Source organism: Pseudomonas sp. URIL14HWK12:I12 (genome assembly GCF_003097135.1).
GTDB lineage: Bacteria > Pseudomonadota > Gammaproteobacteria > Pseudomonadales > Pseudomonadaceae > Aquipseudomonas.
Genome location: NZ_QEQL01000004.1, coordinates 319,833 through 336,875, shown reverse-complemented (window position 1 = coordinate 336,875; position 17,043 = coordinate 319,833). Strand labels below are relative to the sequence as shown.

Here is a 17,043-nt window from a genome sequence, read left to right as displayed (position 1 = left end):
GTCAGACCTCCGGGTGCAGCCAGCCGGGGTTGAACACCCCGTGTGGGTCGAAAGCTGCCTTGAGCCTTTGGTGCAGTGGCACCAAGCGCGGCTCCAGGGCATGGGGAACCTGGCCAGGCACGTTGCGCCAGGGGCGTGCGTGGCCGCCAGCTTCCTTGGCGGCTTGCAGAATGCGCTGGGCGGGCTCATCGCTGCACAGCCAACGCTGGCAGCCGCCCCAGTCCAACCACTGCTGGCCCGGCAAGGCCAGTTCAGGGCAGCCTGGCGGTAGCGCCAGCCGCCACACCGGGCCGCTCGCGAAAAAACGGTGGCGTTGTTCGTTCAGTGCCTGCCAAAAGCCCTCATCCAAAGGTTCTCCCCCCAGGTGCAAAGCAGCGTCGGCCACAGAGCCCTCACCCCCCTCCAAGCGCAGATGCAACCGCTGGCCATCATGGCAGGCGGCGCTTAGCGGCAACGGCGTCTGGCGCCATTGGGCCAGTGCCTGAAGGGCCTGGCTGGCGTTCATCGCAAGGCTCAGGTTTTTCCGTGCCCGGGGTACCGGAAGCACTTTGAGCGAAACGTCCGCAATCAGGGCAAGGCTTCCGTAGCTTCCGGCCATCAGCCGTGAAAGGTCGTAGCCGGCAACGTTTTTCATGACTTCACCACCGAAGCGCAGCAACTCGCCCTCGGCATCGACCAAGCGGCACCCCAGCACGAAGTCGCGTACTGCTCCAGCCCACGGCCTGCGAGGGCCGGCCAGGCCACTGGCGACCGCACCCCCGAGCGTTGCCCCGGGGCCCAGGTGGGGCGGCTCGAAGGCAAGCATCTGCCGGTGCTCGGCCAGCGCAGCCTCGATGAGGGCCAGCGAGGTGCCGGCGCGCGCGGTGAGCACCAGCTCAGTAGGGTCGTAGTGGACGATGCCGTGGTGGTCGCGGGTGTCGATCAGTTGCATGGGAACATGCTTGGCTGGGCCGAGAAAACGCTTACTGCCGCTGCCTTGAATAAGCAGTGCCGTGTGGTCGGCGCGCGCCGCGCGTATCTGATCGCGCCACCGAGCAATTGCGTCCTGGCCCAGCATCAGAAACGCTCCAAGTCTGCAAAGGGCAACTGGCCGTGGTGCACATGCTGCGCGCCGAATTCCGCGCAACGCTGCAGGGTGGGTACATTCTTGCCGGGGTTGAGCAGCCCTTCGGGGTCGAACGCCGCTTTGACTCGATGCATCAGTGCGATCTCGGCGGTGTTGAACTGCGCGCACATCTGGTTGATCTTCTCCCGGCCGACGCCGTGTTCGCCGGTGATGCTGCCGCCGACCGCTACGCACAGCTCCAGGATCTTGCCACCCAGTGCCTCGGCCCGATGTAGCTCGCCCGGCTGGTCAGCATCGAACAGAATCAGCGGGTGCATGTTACCGTCCCCGGCATGAAACACGTTGGCCACACGCAGCCCATGGGCCTGGGCCAGTTGCGCAATGCCTCGCAGCACCTGGGCCAGCGCACGGCGCGGGATAGTGCCGTCCATGCAGTAATAGTCCGGGGCCAGGCGGCCAACGGCAGGGAATGCGTTCTTGCGCCCAGCCCAGAATTTCAGGCGTTCGGCCTCGTCGCGGGCCTGCCTCACTGCCTGTGCGCCCGCGTCGCGAAGTAGCTGGCTTACCAGTGCGCAATCCTCCTCGACATCACTTGCAACGCCGTCGAGCTCGCACAGCAGGATGGCCTGGGCATCCACCGGATAGCCTGCCTGGATGAAGTCCTCGGCAGCGCGTATTGCCAGGTTGTCCATCATCTCGAGCCCTGCCGGCACGATACCGGCGGCAATGATTGCGCCTACGGCCTCGGCCGCGTGTTCGACCGTTTCGAAACTGGCGAGCAGCACTCGCGCCAGTGGGGGCCGCGGCAGCAGCCGGACGGTTACTTCAGTGACCACACCGAGCAAACCTTCCGAGCCTGTGAACAGCGCCAGCAGGTCCAGGCCTGGCGCGTCCAGTGCCTCGCTGCCAAAGGTGAGTTCGTCGCCGGCCATCGTCAGCAGCTTTACCTGAGTGATGTTATGGACCGTCAACCCGTATTTCAGGCAATGCACACCGCCAGCGTTCTCGGCGACGTTGCCGCCGATCGAGCAGGCGATCTGCGAGGAGGGGTCAGGGGCGTAGTAAAGCCCATAGGCTGCAGCAGCCTGGGAGATGGCGGCGTTACGCACCCCCGGCTGCACGCGGGCCCGGCAGGCGGCAGGGTCGAGCTCAAGTATCCGGTTCAGGCGCGCCATCACCAGCAGCACCCCTTGAGCCAGCGGCAATGCGCCCCCGGATAATCCCGTGCCTGCGCCACGCGCCACTACTGGCACCCCCTGGCGATGGCAAACGCGCAGCAGCGCTTTAACCTGCTCAACGTGCTCCGGCAAAGCCACCAGCAGGGGCGGGGTGCGGTAGGCTGAAAGCCCATCGCATTCATAGGGCGCGAGCTCCTCGGCCTCGGTAAGCAGCCTCATGCCTGAGCAGTGATTGCGCAGTGCTTCAATCAGACGAGGGCGGTCGACGTCGGGCAAATGGCCATCGAGGTGAGGGTCGTGAAGGATGTTCATCGGCGCGGCTTCAGGCTTGGCTTCTTTATAGTCGTGCATCTGAAGATGGCTGCCCTATGGGCGGTTGTCCAATCGCAGTGTGATGGCTGTCACAATGCCAGCACCTTGCATGCCATTGTGCAGCACTTTTGATTCAGGTCAGTGCCGAACATCCGCCCGGGGTTGTATTACCCTAAAAGTTGGATTCAAACTCGATTCAAAAGTATTCAATGGCAAGCCCAGGACGGCCCGCGCCATGTATTCAAGGCGGAGTTCTTGGTATGACCTTTTCAACGATACGCCCGGCGCTCCTGGCCGACCGGGCAGCGGCCTGGCAGGTTCTCGCTCACCCCGGCAGCGCTATGGCGCTAGCCGTCGAAATCCCGCACAGCGAAATCGGTACCGGCGCTCTGATAGAAGCCACCTTGGGGCGCTATCCGTTCCTGGTAGCCCAGGCGCCTGCCGAAGGCGCGGTACAGGGGCTGGCCTGGGCGAGTGCGCACCGAGCCGGGCTGGGGCTGCGCTGGTCGGTGGATGTGCACGTGCATGCATTGCCCGGCCCCGGGCAGGCCATGATTGCCGAGACGTTATACAAAGCATTGATCCAGGCGTTGGCAGAGGAGGGGTTTCTCGCGCTGTATGTGGCCCTGCCGTATGGCCATGATCATGACCACCCGTTGCACGCTGCCCTTGGGTTCTCGCCGATCGGCCGCCCCTGCGGCGCTGACCTGCCCACCCAGGCACAAGCATGGTGCCTGACCCTCAACGCCGGCCAGTATCATCGACCTCCCACCCTTTCACTGGCTTGGAGGGGCAACTGATCGTTGAACACCTCGCTACGGGTGGGCTGTCAGCGGGCTGCGGGCTTTTTCGAGTTCCTCGGTAACCTTGGCCAAGCGCTGCGCCTGTGCCCGGAGCAGGTCCAGCACCGAGCCGCCTGAAGCCAGTGCATCCACTAGCACGCCAGGTTCGCTAGCCAGCGCGCCGGGAGGCTGCGGCGGGTCTGCATCGAGCAGCGCCAGGCGCCCCAGCAGCAAGCGGTGGTTCTCCAGGTCGCTGCGGGCGGCGGCGATGCTGCGTTGGCAGAGGTGCGCCAGCGCTTGTGTCAGCGCTTGCTCGATACCGTGCAACGCGTCGAGGCGCTGGGTGCACAGGTCGAACCACAGTTCCGAAAAGCCTACATCGACCTGCGCCTGTTCAGTGGACTGTAGCGCCACAATGCGCAACGCCTCGAACTGCTCGGTGTTTTCGCTTACAGCCTGAGCCTCCCATAACGCGAGGGCGCGTTCCGAGGCGAAACGAACGAAGGTGTCGAAGCATCGTGCTTGCGCGTGGCCGAGTTCATCCATACGGGCATGCAGGGCAGCATCGAACCAGCCAGCGATGAAGCCGGCTACGCCGGTAGCACGTTCCTGGCCGGCAAGTTCTTTGCCCTGCATGAAGGTAAACAGCGCCACCAGTTGCCGAGTGATCGCCGGGTCGCTGGCACTGTTGGCGGCTTCTCGCACCACCGCCAGCAAACTATCGATCATCTGAGTCAGCCCGACCACGGCTTGATGCGGCTCCAGCCGCCGCTCGCGGATGCGCCGACGCAACGGCGGCAGCGCCTGCAGGCTCTGCAGCACAAAGGCGATGCGGTTGAATAACCGCGCGCAGTCTACGGCGCCCGTGGTGTCTAGCCCCATCGCCTCGAACCGGGCGCACACCGCCTGCTCGATGAGCTGTGCGTCCTCGCTCAGGCGATGTAGCTGGTTCAGGTGCACGTGGTCGGGCTTGCCCAGATAGAGATTCGAATAACCGCGCTCGCGCTGCAGAGCATGCACCAGTTGGCATATCCGCGTTACCAGCTCACAGGTCAGGGCCAAGCCTTCCAGGCTGCTCAATTCCATGCGCCGGGCGGCGAGCATGAAGCGCAGGGCAGGGGGCATGTGTCGGTCAGGCATGGAGGCTCCGCAGGCGGGGTCGTGAAAACCGCAGGGCCAGTGTGCCTAATGCCGCACGGCTCGTACAGTGGGCCTGCCAGAGGAGCCGAATGTGTAAACGGCCAGCGTGGAGCCTTCGTTTTGACAAGTCGGAAGATTAAGGCGTTTACACGTCATCGGCCTTGCGTGCGGATTTGAAGCATTCCAGCTCAGAGAAATCGCTTTTGAGCTTTTCAAGCCGGCTCAGCAACTGTATGCGCTGCTCGGATGTGCTGGTCGAAAGCAGCGCGATGATCAGTTGGCGTGTAGCCAACTCAGTAGCGTTCCACGCCACGCGGTAATCGTTGGTCCATAGCGCTCTGCGCTCCTGGAGCAGCTGCCCAATGCGGTCGGCGAAGCCAGGTTGGTGGCGCTGCTCCAGGGCGGCCAGTAGCAAGGTCTGCCAGTGTTCACGATTGTCCATCCATGCGCGATTTTGAGCCCCAAGCTGGCTCGACCAGGCGCGAACCGATGTTCGCTGGGCGTCATTGAGTTTTCCGATCCAGGGTTTAAGGCGGTCCTGCATGCGTTCGGCGCGTTCGTCGATCTGTTCCGCCAATGGCGGCTGCACCAACGCCTTTCGGCGTTTTGCAAGGTCATCGGTAAATGCCTGGCGCAAGGTCGCCACCTGCTCGTCACTCAGCCCTTGTAGCAATTGCACCGCAGAGGGGGTGATCTGTTGCGCCACCTGTTTCACTGCCAGCTCGGCGTCATGTGTCAGAGCCTGCAACTGCGCATCACTTGCCGAGCCTTCACGCACCATGGCCTGGAATCGATCGATCCATGGCAGGTAGCCGGGCAGCTGCGTGGTGCAATGCCACTGCAGTTGCTCCTTGAGCTGTTCGTTGAGCCAACGTTTTTGCTGGCGGTTCATGTCCAGGTAGTCACTGAGCGACCAAGGAATGAGCACGTCCAGATTACGATAGGCCAGGTCAAGGCGGGTGCAGCTGGCAAGCGCCAGCAGGGCAGTGAGGTACAGCAGTGTCCGGCTCAGCGCGTACAGCATGGCAAGGCCTCGCAGGCGGCAGGTTCACCGCCATAGAGGCCTTTACCGGAGACAGGGTTCCGTTAAAAGAACGAGCGGGCAGCTCGCAGCATGAGCGTGCTGCCGCATTCGGGGTTATGCCCGGCATACGCTGCGCACCCCTGGCCGTCGAGGTCGGAATTGCTCCAGCTGACATTCAGGTCGGTGCCCCGCCAAGGGCGCGACAGCTGCATTGACCAATCGCTGTACGCAGCCACCTGGCCGCCGCCGTCGAGGGCGTAAGGGCTGGCCAGTTGATAATGGGTAACCTTCATGCTGAGGCCCACCCCCCATAGCGGCAACGACCCGAAATCGGCATACAGGGTGCCAGCGCGCGTTTCGCTCGCCGCGCTCAGCGCCGCACCAATACGGGTACCCAGAAATCTCAAGCCGGCAAACAGCTGATGGCTGCTGGCGTTGTCGAGTTGAGGGCGGGCGTAGTTCATTACCCCGACCTCATAACCCAGCGAAGGGCCAAGGCGACGTTTGTAGCCGGCGTAGGAGTCCAGCTCAAGGGTGCTGCCATCACTCAGGCCAAGGCTCGGCGCCCACTGGCCAACGTAGAAGCCGCTGTCGTGGGCGAGGTCCAGGCCGCCGTGCACGGCGGTGCCGGCACTTGGGCTCACCAGGCCCTGGGCCATGGTGCGTGACGGGGTTGTGCCCAGCGTCAGGTCGAAGTCCCCGAGCTGGCGCTGAAGCAACTGCGCCTGGGCAAGGCTGGGAGCTGCCAGGCTCAGCACCAGCCACGGCCATTGTTTGATAAGGTTCGGCATGCATTCGCTCCTGCTGTTGCGCCTGAAGAAATCGGTTGGCAGGCCCGAAATAGACGGGTTGCAGGATACCGGTGAAATTGCATAGCTGGCTACCGTTCGTCGACCCGCTTCGCTGGGCCGACCACCGGTGCGCACGCGAACCCTGATTTCCTGTCGCTGCGGGCATGCCTGGGGATATACAGGTAGAATGTGCGGGATCGTATACGAGGTAGCCAAGACATGGCATTGGTGGGGCGTTTCAACAGTTTGCAAGTGGTCAAGGCCGTCGAGTTCGGCCTGTATCTGGATGGCGGCGCCGATGGCGAGATCCTGCTGCCGAACAAATACGTGCCCAAGGGCACTCCCATAGAGGTGGACGACTGGCTCAACGTGTTCGTTTACCTGGACAGTGAGGACCGGCTGCTGGCCACTACTGCCAAACCCAAGGTTCAGGTCGGCCAGTTCGCCAGCCTCAAGGTGGTGCAGGTCAATGCCATCGGTGTGTTCCTGGATTGGGGGCTCCCCAAGGACCTGTTGCTTCCTTTCTCTGAAGAAAAACACCCCTCGGCCGTCGGCGACTACGTGGTGGTGTATGTCTTTCTCGACCAACGCACCCGGCGCATCACAGCCAGCGCGCGGGTCGACCGCTACCTGGACAAAACCCCCGCGAACTACACCCCAGGCCAAGCAGTCGACCTGCTCGTCACGGGCAAGACTGACCTGGGGTTCAACGCCATCATCGAGCATCGTCATTGGGGCCTCATTCACAAAAATGAGGCGTTCAAGTTCCTGCGCAAAGGGTCGCGCGAGCGGGGGTACATTCGCGAGGTGCGCGCCGATGGCAAGATCTCGCTGAGCCTCCAGCCGCCCGGCGCAGCTAGCGGTAGTGACCTGCAACAGCGCATCCTCGAGCAATTGAATCAGGGCGGCGGCACACTGATGGTGTGCGACAAGAGCGATCCGCAGTTGATCGCCGACCTGTTCGGTGTCAGCAAGGGCAACTTCAAGAAGGCAATCGGTTCGCTCTATAAAGAAGGGCATCTGGTGATTCTTGACGATCGAATCGAAAAGCGCTGAGGGGGTTACCCTTCGTCGGCCCGAACACCGCGATGAATATCCGTTGAAACTTGCCAGCGTTGCGCTGGGTCAACTTTATGTCGATTGAAATCATTCAATCCCCACAAAGGAGTTTCACTCATGAGTGGCACCAAAGACAAAGTCAAAGGCATGGCAAACGAAGCGGCTGGTAAAGTGAAACAAGGGGTCGGCAAGGCTACCGACAGTGCCGAGCTGCAGGCCAAGGGCAAGGCCCAGGAAATCAAAGGCGAAGCTCAGCAGACGAAAGGCAAGGTCAAGGACGCGGTCAGTAAACACTGACCCCCTGATCGGGTGCAATAGCAGCGGCCATCCCGGGATGGCCGTTGTGCTGTCAGAAGGGCGCAAACCCGGAATGCAAGAGGAAGGCAGGATGATTTTTCCCGATATGAAACAGTTGCCTTTGGGCAAGGTACTGGTGCGCACCGTCAAGGAATTCGTCGACGACGAGATGCCCACCTACGCATCGGCATTGGCGTACCAGATGCTCTTTTCGCTGTTTCCATTCCTGCTGTTTCTGATTGCCTTGATTGGTTTCCTGCACCTTCCGGACTTTTTCGGTTGGCTGCGCATGCAATCTTCCTTGGTACTGCCGCCCCAGGCCCTCGACCAGGTCAACCCGGTGATCGATCAGCTGCAGCAGTCCCAGGGCGGGCTGCTATCGGTAGGTATCCTGATTGCATTATGGACGGCCTCGGCAGGCGTGAGGTTGCTGATGAGCGCCATGAACGCTGCCTACGATGTGAATGAGCAGCGCCCGCTTTGGAAGCGCTTGCCGCTCTCGGTGCTCTACACCGTGGGGCTGGCCGGCATGCTGCTCAGCGCTGCAGCGTTGATGGTCCTTGGCCCTCAGGTGATGAATTGGATCGCCGCTCGCTTGGGTATCGAAGAATTCATCGTGACGCTTTGGACGCTGGCCCGTTGGCCACTGATCGTGGTGTTGATGATGATGGCGGTGGCGCTCATTTATTACGTGATGCCGGACGTTAAACAGCAGTTTCGCTTCATAACCCCCGGTTCGGTACTGGCGGTTGTGGTGTGGATCATTGCTTCGGTTGGCTTCGGGATCTACGTCAAGAGCTTTTCCAACTACAACGCCATGTACGGCAGCATCGGGGCGATCATCGTGCTGCTGCTGTACTTCTACATTTCGGCCGCGGTGCTGCTGCTTGGCGCGGAGATGAATGCGGTGATCGAGCACATGTCTGCCGAGGGTAAGGACAAAGGCGAAAAGGTGGAAGGCGAGGGAGACGGTGTGGCCGATCCTCTGGCCCATCAGCCCGTGGGCATGCGTCAGTGATCGATGGTGCGGTAACGCGGCCGCTTGCTCTTGGCTTTGGATAGTTTGGGTTTAGGCGGCTTCACTGCAGGCGGCCCTTGCGGTGCCGGGTTCCCAACGATCACCAGCGGCACTGCGACCCTCGGCGTGTTACTCACCCGGTGCGGCGCCACGGTTCCAGGTGGGGGGTTGTAGGCTCTTACCGATTCACCCGCCGTGCCGTCGGGGCAGGCACCGAATGTATAGGTCACGTGCCCGCTTTCGCCGGGGCAGCGTTGAACTACCTGCCCCAGCACGTCACTTGGCACAACCAGGCCTGCGAAAAAAACCATCCAGTGCATGGCACATCCTCCCTGATATGACGGTCTACCGCTTCGCTGACTAGCGTAGCGCTCAGCCGCGGTGCCTTGGCAGGCATGTTTTTCCATTTGATTCCGGCCCACGCGCATCGCTGCCGGCTATGCCTGCAAGCGATTGTTTTGCGCCAATTTTCTTTCGCCATTGGTTCGCCGAGCAGGTATCATTGCCGCCGTCAGCCCCGCCGGGGCTCTGGAATACCCTCCATGGACACCCCCAGTAGAAGTTTCAACAAGCGTTTCGCCTACACAGCATTGATTCAATGATCTCCCGGCGTGGTCCACTGCTGGGAGTGGAGTACGCCTATGACCGAAGTAGAAGTCAAAAAACTGCAGGACAGCCTGCAGGATCGCCTGGCACAAGTCACCGAGTTGCTGCAGCGCCAGCGCGTCGTGGAAGACCTTACTCATCGCCAGGAAGGTCAGAACCAGGCTCGCGTCGATGACCTGGTTCACCGGCAAAACCAAGTCGAGCTGCAACGCAAGCTCGATGACCTGCACTCCGCAGACGTGGCCTACATTCTCGAAGCGCTTCCCTTGGAAGATCGGCTTGCCGTATGGCAGTTGGTCAAGGCGGAGCGCGATGGCGATATCCTGCTGGAAGTTTCGGATGCGGTGCGCGAAACGCTCATCGCCGATATGGACGACCATGAAATCATCGCCGCCGCCCGCGAAATGGACGCCGACGAGTTGGCCGACCTCGCCCCGGAGTTGCCCCGCGACGTCGTTCACGAGCTCATGGAAAGCCTCGATGCGCAGCAGCGCGAGCGAGTGCGCTCGGCGCTGAGCTACGAGGAAGACCAGGTCGGCGCGTTGATGGACTTCGAGATGGTGACCATTCGCGAAGACGTCACGCTGGAGGTGGTGCTGCGCTATCTGCGCCGGCTGCGCGAGCTGCCGGGGCACACTGACAAAGTCTTCGTGGTCGACAATCAAGGCGTGCTCAAGGGCGTGCTGCCAATCAAGCGGCTGTTGGTCAATGACCCCGACAAACAAGTTGCCGATGTCATGGCCAGCGACCCGGTGACTTTCCACCCTGACGCCGACGCCTACGAAGCAGCCCAGGCGTTTGAGCGCTATGACCTCATCTCGGCGCCAGTGGTCGACAAGAACGCCCGCTTGATCGGCCGCCTCACCATCGACGAGATGGTCGACCTGATACGCGAAGAGAGCGAAACCGAAGTGCTGAACATGGCCGGCCTTCGTGAAGAGGAAGACATCTTTGCCTCGGTCTGGCGTTCGTTGCGCAACCGGTGGTCGTGGCTTGCGGTCAACTTGGTCACGGCTTTCATAGCCTCACGTGTGATCGGGCTGTTCGAAGAGTCCATTGCACATCTGGTCGCCTTGGCTGCGTTGATGCCAATCGTGGCGGGCATCGGTGGCAATTCGGGCAACCAGACCATCACCATGATCGTTCGGGCGATGGCGCTGGATCAGGTCAGCCCTCGCAATACCAAGCGGCTGATGAAGAAAGAGTTGGGCGTCGCTGTGCTCAACGGGCTTATCTGGGGCGGGGTGATCGGGGTGGTCGCCTGGCTGCTCTATGACAGCTGGTCGCTGGGCGTGGTAATGACTGCGGCCATGACGCTCAACCTTATGCTGGCGGCGTTGATGGGGGTTATTATCCCGATGTCGCTGGCGAGGGTAGGGCGCGATCCCGCCATGGGCTCCAGTGTAATGATCACCGCCATGACCGATAGCGGCGGGTTTTTCATCTTTTTGGGGCTGGCGACCGTATTCCTGATTTAGGAGGTTGAAGCGATAACGAAAAAACCGGCTCGAAGGCCGGTTTTTTGTGTTTCCTGCAGCACCCGCCCAATCAGTTGTCGTCGGTATTCACATCGGTGCTGTCGATCAGCGAAACCAGTGCATTTTGCTGACGATGGGAAAGCTGGCGAAAGCGTTGCAAGAGCTCTCGCTCGTGCAATGACAGCTCTGGGCTATCGAGGCGCATGCTCAGTTCTTCGCCCAAAGCGCCTTCCTGGATGAGGCTTTGTTCAAGGCGCGCGATGATTTCCGAGTTCATGCTGCGATGATGATTACGAGCGACTTCAGCGATGCGCTCGCGCATCCCGTCAGGAAGGCGCACCACGAATTTGTCCGCGGTACGGCTGGAATAAACTGCCTGTTTCATTGGGCGCATAGGATTACCGATTGAGTTCAGGGAAAGCGGTTCTCGGAAGGTTTGGCCGCAGAATGCCGGTTCGACAATACAATTTGCCAATCGTTCCACCTGAATTGTCTGCAGCGGGCGGTATGATGCATTAATGCGTCATAAGCTTGGCGCCAATTCTGTGACAAATTCTGACTTGGGTAACGGCTTTGTGCCAGTACCTATTGTCGAAAATGTGTACTGGTTGGAAAAATTAAGACTCCTCCCAAAGCCTATGGCGGTCACGCAAGTGAAGACTTAACGACGCGATCTGGCTATAGGCCACTATCATAGCAAGGCGCCGCCATTTTTGGGGTCTCAGCTAAAGGCAATCAAAACCTGCTCAAGTTCAATGGCAGAGGGCCATCGGCTATGTATTCAGGACTACTGGTGTATTTGATGGGCCCTTCAGGCTCGGGAAAAGACAGCGTGATCGATGCCGCGCGTGAGCAACTCGCCACATTGGGCGTGGAGGTCGTTCAGCGAGTGATCACTCGTTCGGCGGAGTCGCGAGGTGAGCGTGCTTTGGGGGCGACGCCCGAAGCCTTCGCACAAATGCGCGAAGCAGGTGCCTTCGCATTGTGCTGGCGCGCCAATGAGCTGTGGTACGGGATTCCCAACACTATCGAGGCTTGCCTGGCGGCGGGGGAAAGCGTGTTGATCAATGGCTCGCGCGGTCACCTGCCTGAGGCGCTGGCGCGCTATCCTGATCTGCTGCCCATCATGTTAACGGTTGCGCCTGGGGTGCTGGAGGAGCGTTTGCGGGGAAGAGGGCGCGAGACAGACGAGGCGATTGAAAGCCGGCTGATGCGTAATGACGCCTTGCTGAAAGAACCCGGCCAATGGCAGGTGGGAGGCGTCGATATCGTCCGAATAGACAACTCCGGAGATTTAGCGGTCACCGTGCGGGCCGTTGTTGGCGTTATTGACGCTGCTTTGCGGCGTCAGCGTAACTGAGGGTTGAACCTGACCCTCTTGCCTCGAATCAATGCCAAAAGCGTTAATGCGGCAAAGCATGCGGCGGCGAACATCAGCACCTTGCCATCGGCGACACCGTTGGCATCAGCCACTAGAGCGCCGAGCACACTGAGGCAGGTGGCGACTAGGAAAACAGCGGCAGAAAGCGACATGGCAAACTCCTGAATCAGAAAACGTAACGTTCAACGGGAGCAGGCTGTCCCATCTCCATACCGTCGAGCTCCCCTTGTGCGGCAGGGGACTGGCTGCGGACCATACTGGCGCGGATGTGTTGTGTATCCATGACAGCGCGTTGCGCGACTGGCCGGGCGACCCAGTGCTGAGTATCAGCTTGAACCAGCGCCATGTCGTTACGGTCGGTATTAAGGTGAAGAGTTACCAATGCCGCGAGCGCGATTACGTTAAGTGCGAAAAGGATGGCGTTCATGAAATCAGTCCGGTTCAAGTGTGGGCTATTGCCATGCTTAATCTGGAGCAGGAGTCGTGCCATTCGCACGGTGATATTTTATCTATGTAAATCAACATCTTATAGATAAACCAGGCCTGCTTTCACATGCAATCTGCACGATGACCGGGTACGGGCAGTGCAAAATGCATGACCGGTTAGTGGCCGATCGCTTGTAAGCGATGTCTTACCGTCGCGGGCTCAATCATGGAGCCACCGCGCTGCCAAGTGCTTGAAGCAGCTGATTAAAGCTGCCAGAATTGCCCCGCTTTCGTCGGCCGGCCGCTTGGAGCGGGCCCGCGGGCGCTGCTGCGTCCTCGTAGTTTAATGGATAGAACGGGGCCCTCCTAAGGCCTTGGTGCAGGTTCGATTCCTGCCGGGGACGCCATTTCTCGATCGCTCATTCGAGCGCTTTCATACCTCTCTACGCCGGCACCCTTTAGCCTACATCATGGGCCTTATTGGGGAGGGCGTACGGTCGTGTATGCCCTCAGGGCGAAGGTTTTGTCATCGCCCGCACTGGAATGATATTTTCAACAAGTTGCAAGTTTCGTGCATTAAACTGCTTCCTCGCGCCTTGGCCAGACAAGGCGATCAAGGGACGATGCATGGCCGAGATACCGAAAGCCGCGTGTGCAAGGGTGGGCGACGTTAACGAGCAAGTGCTGCACAGCATTCTGGAGATCGTCAGCGACGGGCTCTGGGACTGGAACGCCAACACCGGCTATGTCTACCGCAGCCCTGGCTGGTACGAGATGCTCGGCTACACCGCCCATAGCCTTACCAATGACGTCGACACCTGGGAAAGCGTTATCCATCCTGACGATCTGGCCAACGTAATGCGCCATTTCGATGATTACATTCACAAGCGCTCAGCCCGTTATCAGGTGGAGTATCGTTGCCGGTGCAAAGACGGCAGCTACCTTTTGATAGAAGATCGCGCTCGGGTTATCGCTCGTAACACGGACGGCTCGGTTGCGCGCATGGTCGGCGCGCACAGAGTGATTTGCGCGCGTAATCCTCTCGACGAAGCCTTTGAGCAGCGAGTGGCTGAGCGCACGCGCGAACTCCGCCAGCTGAACGAGGCGCTGCGGCGCCAGCTTGACGAGAATAGGCGCCTGGCGGAAACCGATAATCTGACTCGCGTCGCTAATCGCCACCGCCTGGAACAAGTGCTGTGCCATCAATACAAGCGAGCGCAGCGCTTCCAGCAATCGCTGTCGCTTATCGCAATGGATATGGACGACCTGAAGCGTATCAACGATGCCCACGGCCATTCCTGCGGCGACCTTGCATTGATCACCGCGACCCAGGCTATCAGCCTGTGTATTCGCGAGGTCGATACCCTCGCGCGGTGGGGAGGCGACGAATTCATGCTGGTGCTGCCCGGGGCATGCGAACAGGAGGCGCTGTCATTGGCAGCCCGCGTTCGGGAGCGGCTGCTGGCCCTCCCACCCATTGGCAGCTTCTCTGTGGCGATGAGCTTCGGCGTAGTGCAGTTGGGCCGGGATGAAACGCAGGAGCAACTCCTTCTGCGTGCCGATCGCGCTCTGTACCGTTCCAAGAGCGCCGGGAAGAACGCCATTTCCAGCTGCCAGGCTTGAATTTCCCCGAGGGCGGTGCGAGCGTTTACGTTAGGGCGCGGCGAGATGCGATGAGTGTGGCCAATGGCTTGCTTGCAACGTCAAAGTTGCCATTGAACTGTTGAACGTCGTATTCATCGAAGGCCATGCGCGGCACCGGCTCTTGCTGGGCGTGCCGATCTCTTCATCCGAATCAAGGAGCCCGTTGGGCAGCCCGATGCGTCAAGTCTGGAAAAATTTTCGCGCGTTGTATTTTGCTGCGCTGATGATGTTGATCGGCTCTGGCCTTCTGACCACCTATCTGAGCTTGCGCCTGGCCGCTGACCGGGTCGATGAGCTGTGGGTCGGGGCGCTCACTGCAGCGTACTACTTCGGCCTTGTATTGGGCGGCAAGCTGGGCCACCGGCTTATCGCTCGGGTCGGCCATATACGCGCTTACACGGCCTGTGCCGGTGTGGTGACCGCCGCTGTGCTTGGGCACGGCATCGTCGGCTACTTGCCGGTATGGCTTGCTCTGCGCCTACTGGTAGGCATGGGGATGATGTCGCAATACATGGTGATCGAAAGCTGGCTCAACGAGCAGGCCGAAGCCCGTCAGCGCGGCCTGGTGTTCAGTGGCTACATGGTGGCTTCCTATCTCGGCCTGGTACTCGGCCAACTGCTGCTGGTCGCTCACCCGCAGCTCGGCCCCGACTTGCTGATGATCGTGGCACTGTGCTTCGCCCTATGCCTGGTGCCGGTGGCGGTCACCAAGCGTATTCACCCTGCCGCGCTTCACCCGGTGCCGATGGAGCCAAAGTTCTTCCTCAGTCGCGTGCCGCAGTCGCTGACGACCGTGCTGGGCGCAGGCTTGCTGATAGGCTCGTTCTATGGCCTGGCGCCGCTGTACGCAGCCGGGCAAGGGTTGGCCACAGAGCGGATCGGTTTGTTCATGGGCTGTTGCGTGTTCGCAGGGCTGGTGGTGCAGTGGCCGCTGGGTTGGTTGTCGGACCGCTACGACCGCTCCCGGCTGATTCGCATCATCGCCGGGCTGCTGTGCTTGGCGACCCTGCCGCTTGCAGTGTTTTCCGCGCTACCGCTCGAGGCCCTGTTCATCATGGGGTTCGGCGCGTCGCTGTTGCAGTTCAGCCTCTATCCACTGGCGGTGGCATTTGCCAACGACCATGTCGAGACGGAGCGGCGGGTTTCGCTCACGGCGATGCTGCTGGTGACCTACGGCCTGGGCGCCAGTATCGGCCCGTTGGCCGCCGGCGTACTCATGAAGTTGTTCGGCCATCAGATGCTCTACGCGTTTTTCAGCCTCTGCGCGCTCTTGCTGGTCGTGCTGATCAGGCCCAAGGCTGTCACGGGGCTTCATCAGGTCGAGGATGCGCCTTTGCATCACGTGCCGACCCCCGACAACATGACCGCTTCGCCCCTGGTTGCGGCACTCGACCCGCGCGTCGACGAGCATGTGGTCCAGGAGCAGATGCACGAAACAGACACGCCGCCTGTGCAATGACAGGCATGAAAAAGCCCGGCGATTGGCCGGGCTTTTCGAAGGCGCGCTGGGGCTTAGAAGTCGTCTTTATCGAAGCGCCGAGCTTCGCGCTGCAGCTGATAGACAAAGCGCTCGACGTTGCGGCTCACCAGCCCTGACATGTTATGAAAGCGCACACCGGCGAAGGTGGTATCCAGGCGCTCTTCGAAGTGCAGGTAGCGCAGCTCAACAGGCGTGGTGATCGGGCCGAAGGGCAGGGCGGCAGCATAACGTTCGTAGACCTGGCCTAGCTGGAGCCGCCCGCCGACATCGCCTTCGAAACGCAGTTTGCAACCGGTTGCGGAAATATCCAGCAATTTACCGCGGAGTTTGTCTTGCAGCTTGTCGCCCGCCAGTTCTACGTCAACCAGCGACGATAGCTTCAAGGCTGCACGGAAGGCGTTCCGGCGCTGGTGGTAGATCAGTTCGCCCGGGACGCTGCAGCGGTAGCCTCGGCCATGGTCGTTATCCACCAGTGCAGCCGGGCCGGCGGTGTCCCACGCAATGCGCACGCCATCGTGAAAACCTTCGACCTTGAACGGCTCGCCCGCCAACATGAAACGCTCGCCATCGCGTGGGATCAGCTCGTCCAGCATCAGCGTCCCTGAGTCTTTGTCGACGTCGATGACATAACTCTGAAACCGTTGCTGCCGCTCGGGGAACGTGACGATCAAAGGGTCGTGGCTATCTTGCAACGCGCGAAGGTTTGCCAGGATCTCCAGCGATGTAGTCAGCACCTTGGGTGGCTGAGGGGCGTCGTCGGCCGAGCTATTGAACACGGTGGGAAACTCTCCAGGCGGAAGATAACGGCAATGGCATTGTGCCACTGTTGTGGCCGTGTTGGAACCCGCAGATCACGCCTGGCTGAATGCGCGATAGGTGCCCAGTTTTGACTTGGTGCCGGTCGCCGTGTACAGCGAAGGAGGCTCGCCGCCATTGAGAATGCGCAACTGGTTAGCTGTCGCGTGCTGCTGCTGGGCTATGGCGCGGCCGTTTTCTTCATTGACGGCCTTGCATTGATTGAGCAGCTCATTGAGCAGCTCGCTCTTGGCCAGCAACTCATCACCGATGCCGGAGATTTTCGCCAGGCTTTCAAGCCCCTCACGATCAGGGCTCATGCCCAGCAGGCTCAAGGCCTGGCTGCGCTGGAGGCCATGCTGCTGCAGCTGAACAATCAACGACTGTTTGCGTGCCAGGATATTTTCCAGCAGCGCCATGTCACGGCCGCACAGGGCTACCGCTTCGGCCCGGAGCAGCTCAAGCAGTTGCCCCGCAGGCTCCAGGTCGCTTTCGATCAGTTGCAGCAAAGTGGTGTCTTGCATGGCGGCTCGTGCTCAAAGGGTCAAGGCCAGCGAAGCCGACCG

General features: G+C 60.7%; 18 protein-coding genes and 1 tRNA gene. 9 read left to right on the top strand and 10 right to left on the bottom strand.

The window, feature by feature from the left end; translation table 11 throughout:
- Window position 1: 1 nt before the first annotated feature.
- Window positions 2-1,057, bottom strand: a complete 1,056-nt coding sequence (gene glcE, locus F474_RS14240; RefSeq protein ID WP_097084963.1) for a glycolate oxidase subunit GlcE — start codon at window positions 1,055-1,057, stop codon at window positions 2-4.
- Window positions 1,057-2,556 (bottom strand): glycolate oxidase subunit GlcD, encoded by a 1,500-nt coding sequence (gene glcD, locus F474_RS14235; protein ID WP_097085252.1) that lies wholly within the window; start codon window positions 2,554-2,556, stop codon window positions 1,057-1,059. Before glcD ends, glcE begins: the two co-directional genes overlap by 1 nt.
- A 260-nt stretch (window positions 2,557-2,816) precedes the next feature.
- On the opposite strand from glcD, the gene F474_RS14230 reads away from it, so the two are divergent.
- The gene (locus F474_RS14230) at window positions 2,817-3,356 is read left to right on the top strand and encodes a GNAT family N-acetyltransferase (protein ID WP_165830319.1); all 540 of its coding nucleotides are present in this window, start codon (window positions 2,817-2,819) and stop codon (window positions 3,354-3,356) included.
- Window positions 3,357-3,371: 15 nt separating this feature from the next.
- Here F474_RS14230 and F474_RS14225 read toward each other — a convergent pair whose 3' ends face one another.
- The 3 genes from F474_RS14225 to F474_RS14215 all read right to left on the bottom strand — a co-directional run bounded on the left by F474_RS14225 (window position 3,372) and on the right by F474_RS14215 (window position 6,293).
- A complete protein-coding gene (locus F474_RS14225; RefSeq protein ID WP_097084965.1) occupies window positions 3,372-4,478 on the bottom strand; it encodes a nitrate- and nitrite sensing domain-containing protein in 1,107 nt (368 codons plus the stop codon).
- Window positions 4,479-4,623: 145 nt separating this feature from the next.
- Complete coding sequence (locus F474_RS14220) at window positions 4,624-5,502, bottom strand: DUF6279 family lipoprotein (protein WP_097084966.1); 879 nt, start codon at window positions 5,500-5,502, stop codon at window positions 4,624-4,626.
- A gap of 62 nt (window positions 5,503-5,564) precedes the next feature.
- A complete protein-coding gene (locus F474_RS14215; protein ID WP_097084967.1) occupies window positions 5,565-6,293 on the bottom strand; it encodes a TorF family putative porin in 729 nt (242 codons plus the stop codon).
- 219 nt (window positions 6,294-6,512) lie between these two features.
- On the opposite strand from F474_RS14215, the gene F474_RS14210 reads away from it, so the two are divergent.
- From F474_RS14210 to mgtE, 4 genes are all read left to right on the top strand, one after another.
- Window positions 6,513-7,349 (top strand): S1 RNA-binding domain-containing protein, encoded by an 837-nt coding sequence (locus tag F474_RS14210; RefSeq protein WP_097084968.1) that lies wholly within the window; start codon window positions 6,513-6,515, stop codon window positions 7,347-7,349.
- 120 nt (window positions 7,350-7,469) lie between these two features.
- Window positions 7,470-7,649, top strand: coding sequence for a CsbD family protein (locus tag F474_RS14205; protein WP_097084969.1), 180 nt, complete (start codon window positions 7,470-7,472; stop codon window positions 7,647-7,649).
- Between the two features lie 91 nt (window positions 7,650-7,740).
- On the top strand, window positions 7,741-8,667 hold the full coding sequence (locus tag F474_RS14200; RefSeq protein WP_097084970.1) for a YihY/virulence factor BrkB family protein: 927 nt from the start codon (window positions 7,741-7,743) through the stop codon (window positions 8,665-8,667).
- 641 nt (window positions 8,668-9,308) lie between these two features.
- Window positions 9,309-10,751: a magnesium transporter gene (mgtE, locus tag F474_RS14190; protein WP_097084972.1), complete on the top strand. Its 1,443-nt coding sequence runs from the start codon at window positions 9,309-9,311 to the stop codon at window positions 10,749-10,751.
- 70 nt (window positions 10,752-10,821) lie between these two features.
- Here mgtE and F474_RS14185 read toward each other — a convergent pair whose 3' ends face one another.
- Window positions 10,822-11,145: an Arc family DNA-binding protein gene (locus F474_RS14185; protein ID WP_097084973.1), complete on the bottom strand. Its 324-nt coding sequence runs from the start codon at window positions 11,143-11,145 to the stop codon at window positions 10,822-10,824.
- A 381-nt stretch (window positions 11,146-11,526) separates the two neighbouring features.
- Here F474_RS14185 and phnN point away from each other — a divergent pair, with 381 nt between their 5' ends.
- The gene (gene phnN / locus F474_RS14180; RefSeq protein ID WP_097084974.1) at window positions 11,527-12,111 is read left to right on the top strand and encodes a phosphonate metabolism protein/1,5-bisphosphokinase (PRPP-forming) PhnN; all 585 of its coding nucleotides are present in this window, start codon (window positions 11,527-11,529) and stop codon (window positions 12,109-12,111) included.
- On the opposite strand, the gene F474_RS14175 is transcribed toward phnN, so the two are convergent.
- Together F474_RS14175 and F474_RS14170 are read right to left on the bottom strand one after the other, a co-directional pair.
- Window positions 12,099-12,284, bottom strand: coding sequence for a PA3371 family protein (locus F474_RS14175; RefSeq protein WP_097084975.1), 186 nt, complete (start codon window positions 12,282-12,284; stop codon window positions 12,099-12,101). The two genes, phnN and F474_RS14175, sit on opposite strands and share 13 nt — an antisense overlap.
- 14 nt (window positions 12,285-12,298) lie before the next feature.
- Window positions 12,299-12,559, bottom strand: coding sequence for a hypothetical protein (locus tag F474_RS14170; protein ID WP_097084976.1), 261 nt, complete (start codon window positions 12,557-12,559; stop codon window positions 12,299-12,301).
- 331 nt (window positions 12,560-12,890) lie between these two features.
- On the opposite strand from F474_RS14170, the gene F474_RS14165 reads away from it, so the two are divergent.
- From F474_RS14165 to F474_RS14155, 3 genes are all read left to right on the top strand, one after another.
- Window positions 12,891-12,965: transfer RNA gene (locus F474_RS14165), tRNA-Arg, on the top strand.
- 220 nt (window positions 12,966-13,185) lie between these two features.
- Entirely contained in the window at window positions 13,186-14,181 is a 996-nt protein-coding gene (locus F474_RS14160) for a sensor domain-containing diguanylate cyclase (RefSeq protein WP_097084977.1), read from the top strand.
- 196 nt (window positions 14,182-14,377) lie between these two features.
- Window positions 14,378-15,661 carry an MFS transporter gene (locus F474_RS14155; RefSeq protein ID WP_097084978.1) on the top strand — a complete coding sequence of 428 codons (1,284 nt, stop codon included), beginning with the start codon at window positions 14,378-14,380 and terminating at the stop codon, window positions 15,659-15,661.
- A 53-nt stretch (window positions 15,662-15,714) separates the two neighbouring features.
- Here the strand turns inward: F474_RS14155 and F474_RS14150 are convergent, their stop codons facing one another.
- Together F474_RS14150 and F474_RS14145 are read right to left on the bottom strand one after the other, a co-directional pair.
- Window positions 15,715-16,458: a flagellar brake protein gene (locus F474_RS14150; protein WP_097084979.1), complete on the bottom strand. Its 744-nt coding sequence runs from the start codon at window positions 16,456-16,458 to the stop codon at window positions 15,715-15,717.
- A gap of 75 nt (window positions 16,459-16,533) precedes the next feature.
- Window positions 16,534-17,001 (bottom strand): flagella synthesis protein FlgN, encoded by a 468-nt coding sequence (locus F474_RS14145; protein WP_097084980.1) that lies wholly within the window; start codon window positions 16,999-17,001, stop codon window positions 16,534-16,536.
- Window positions 17,002-17,043 lie beyond the last annotated feature (42 nt).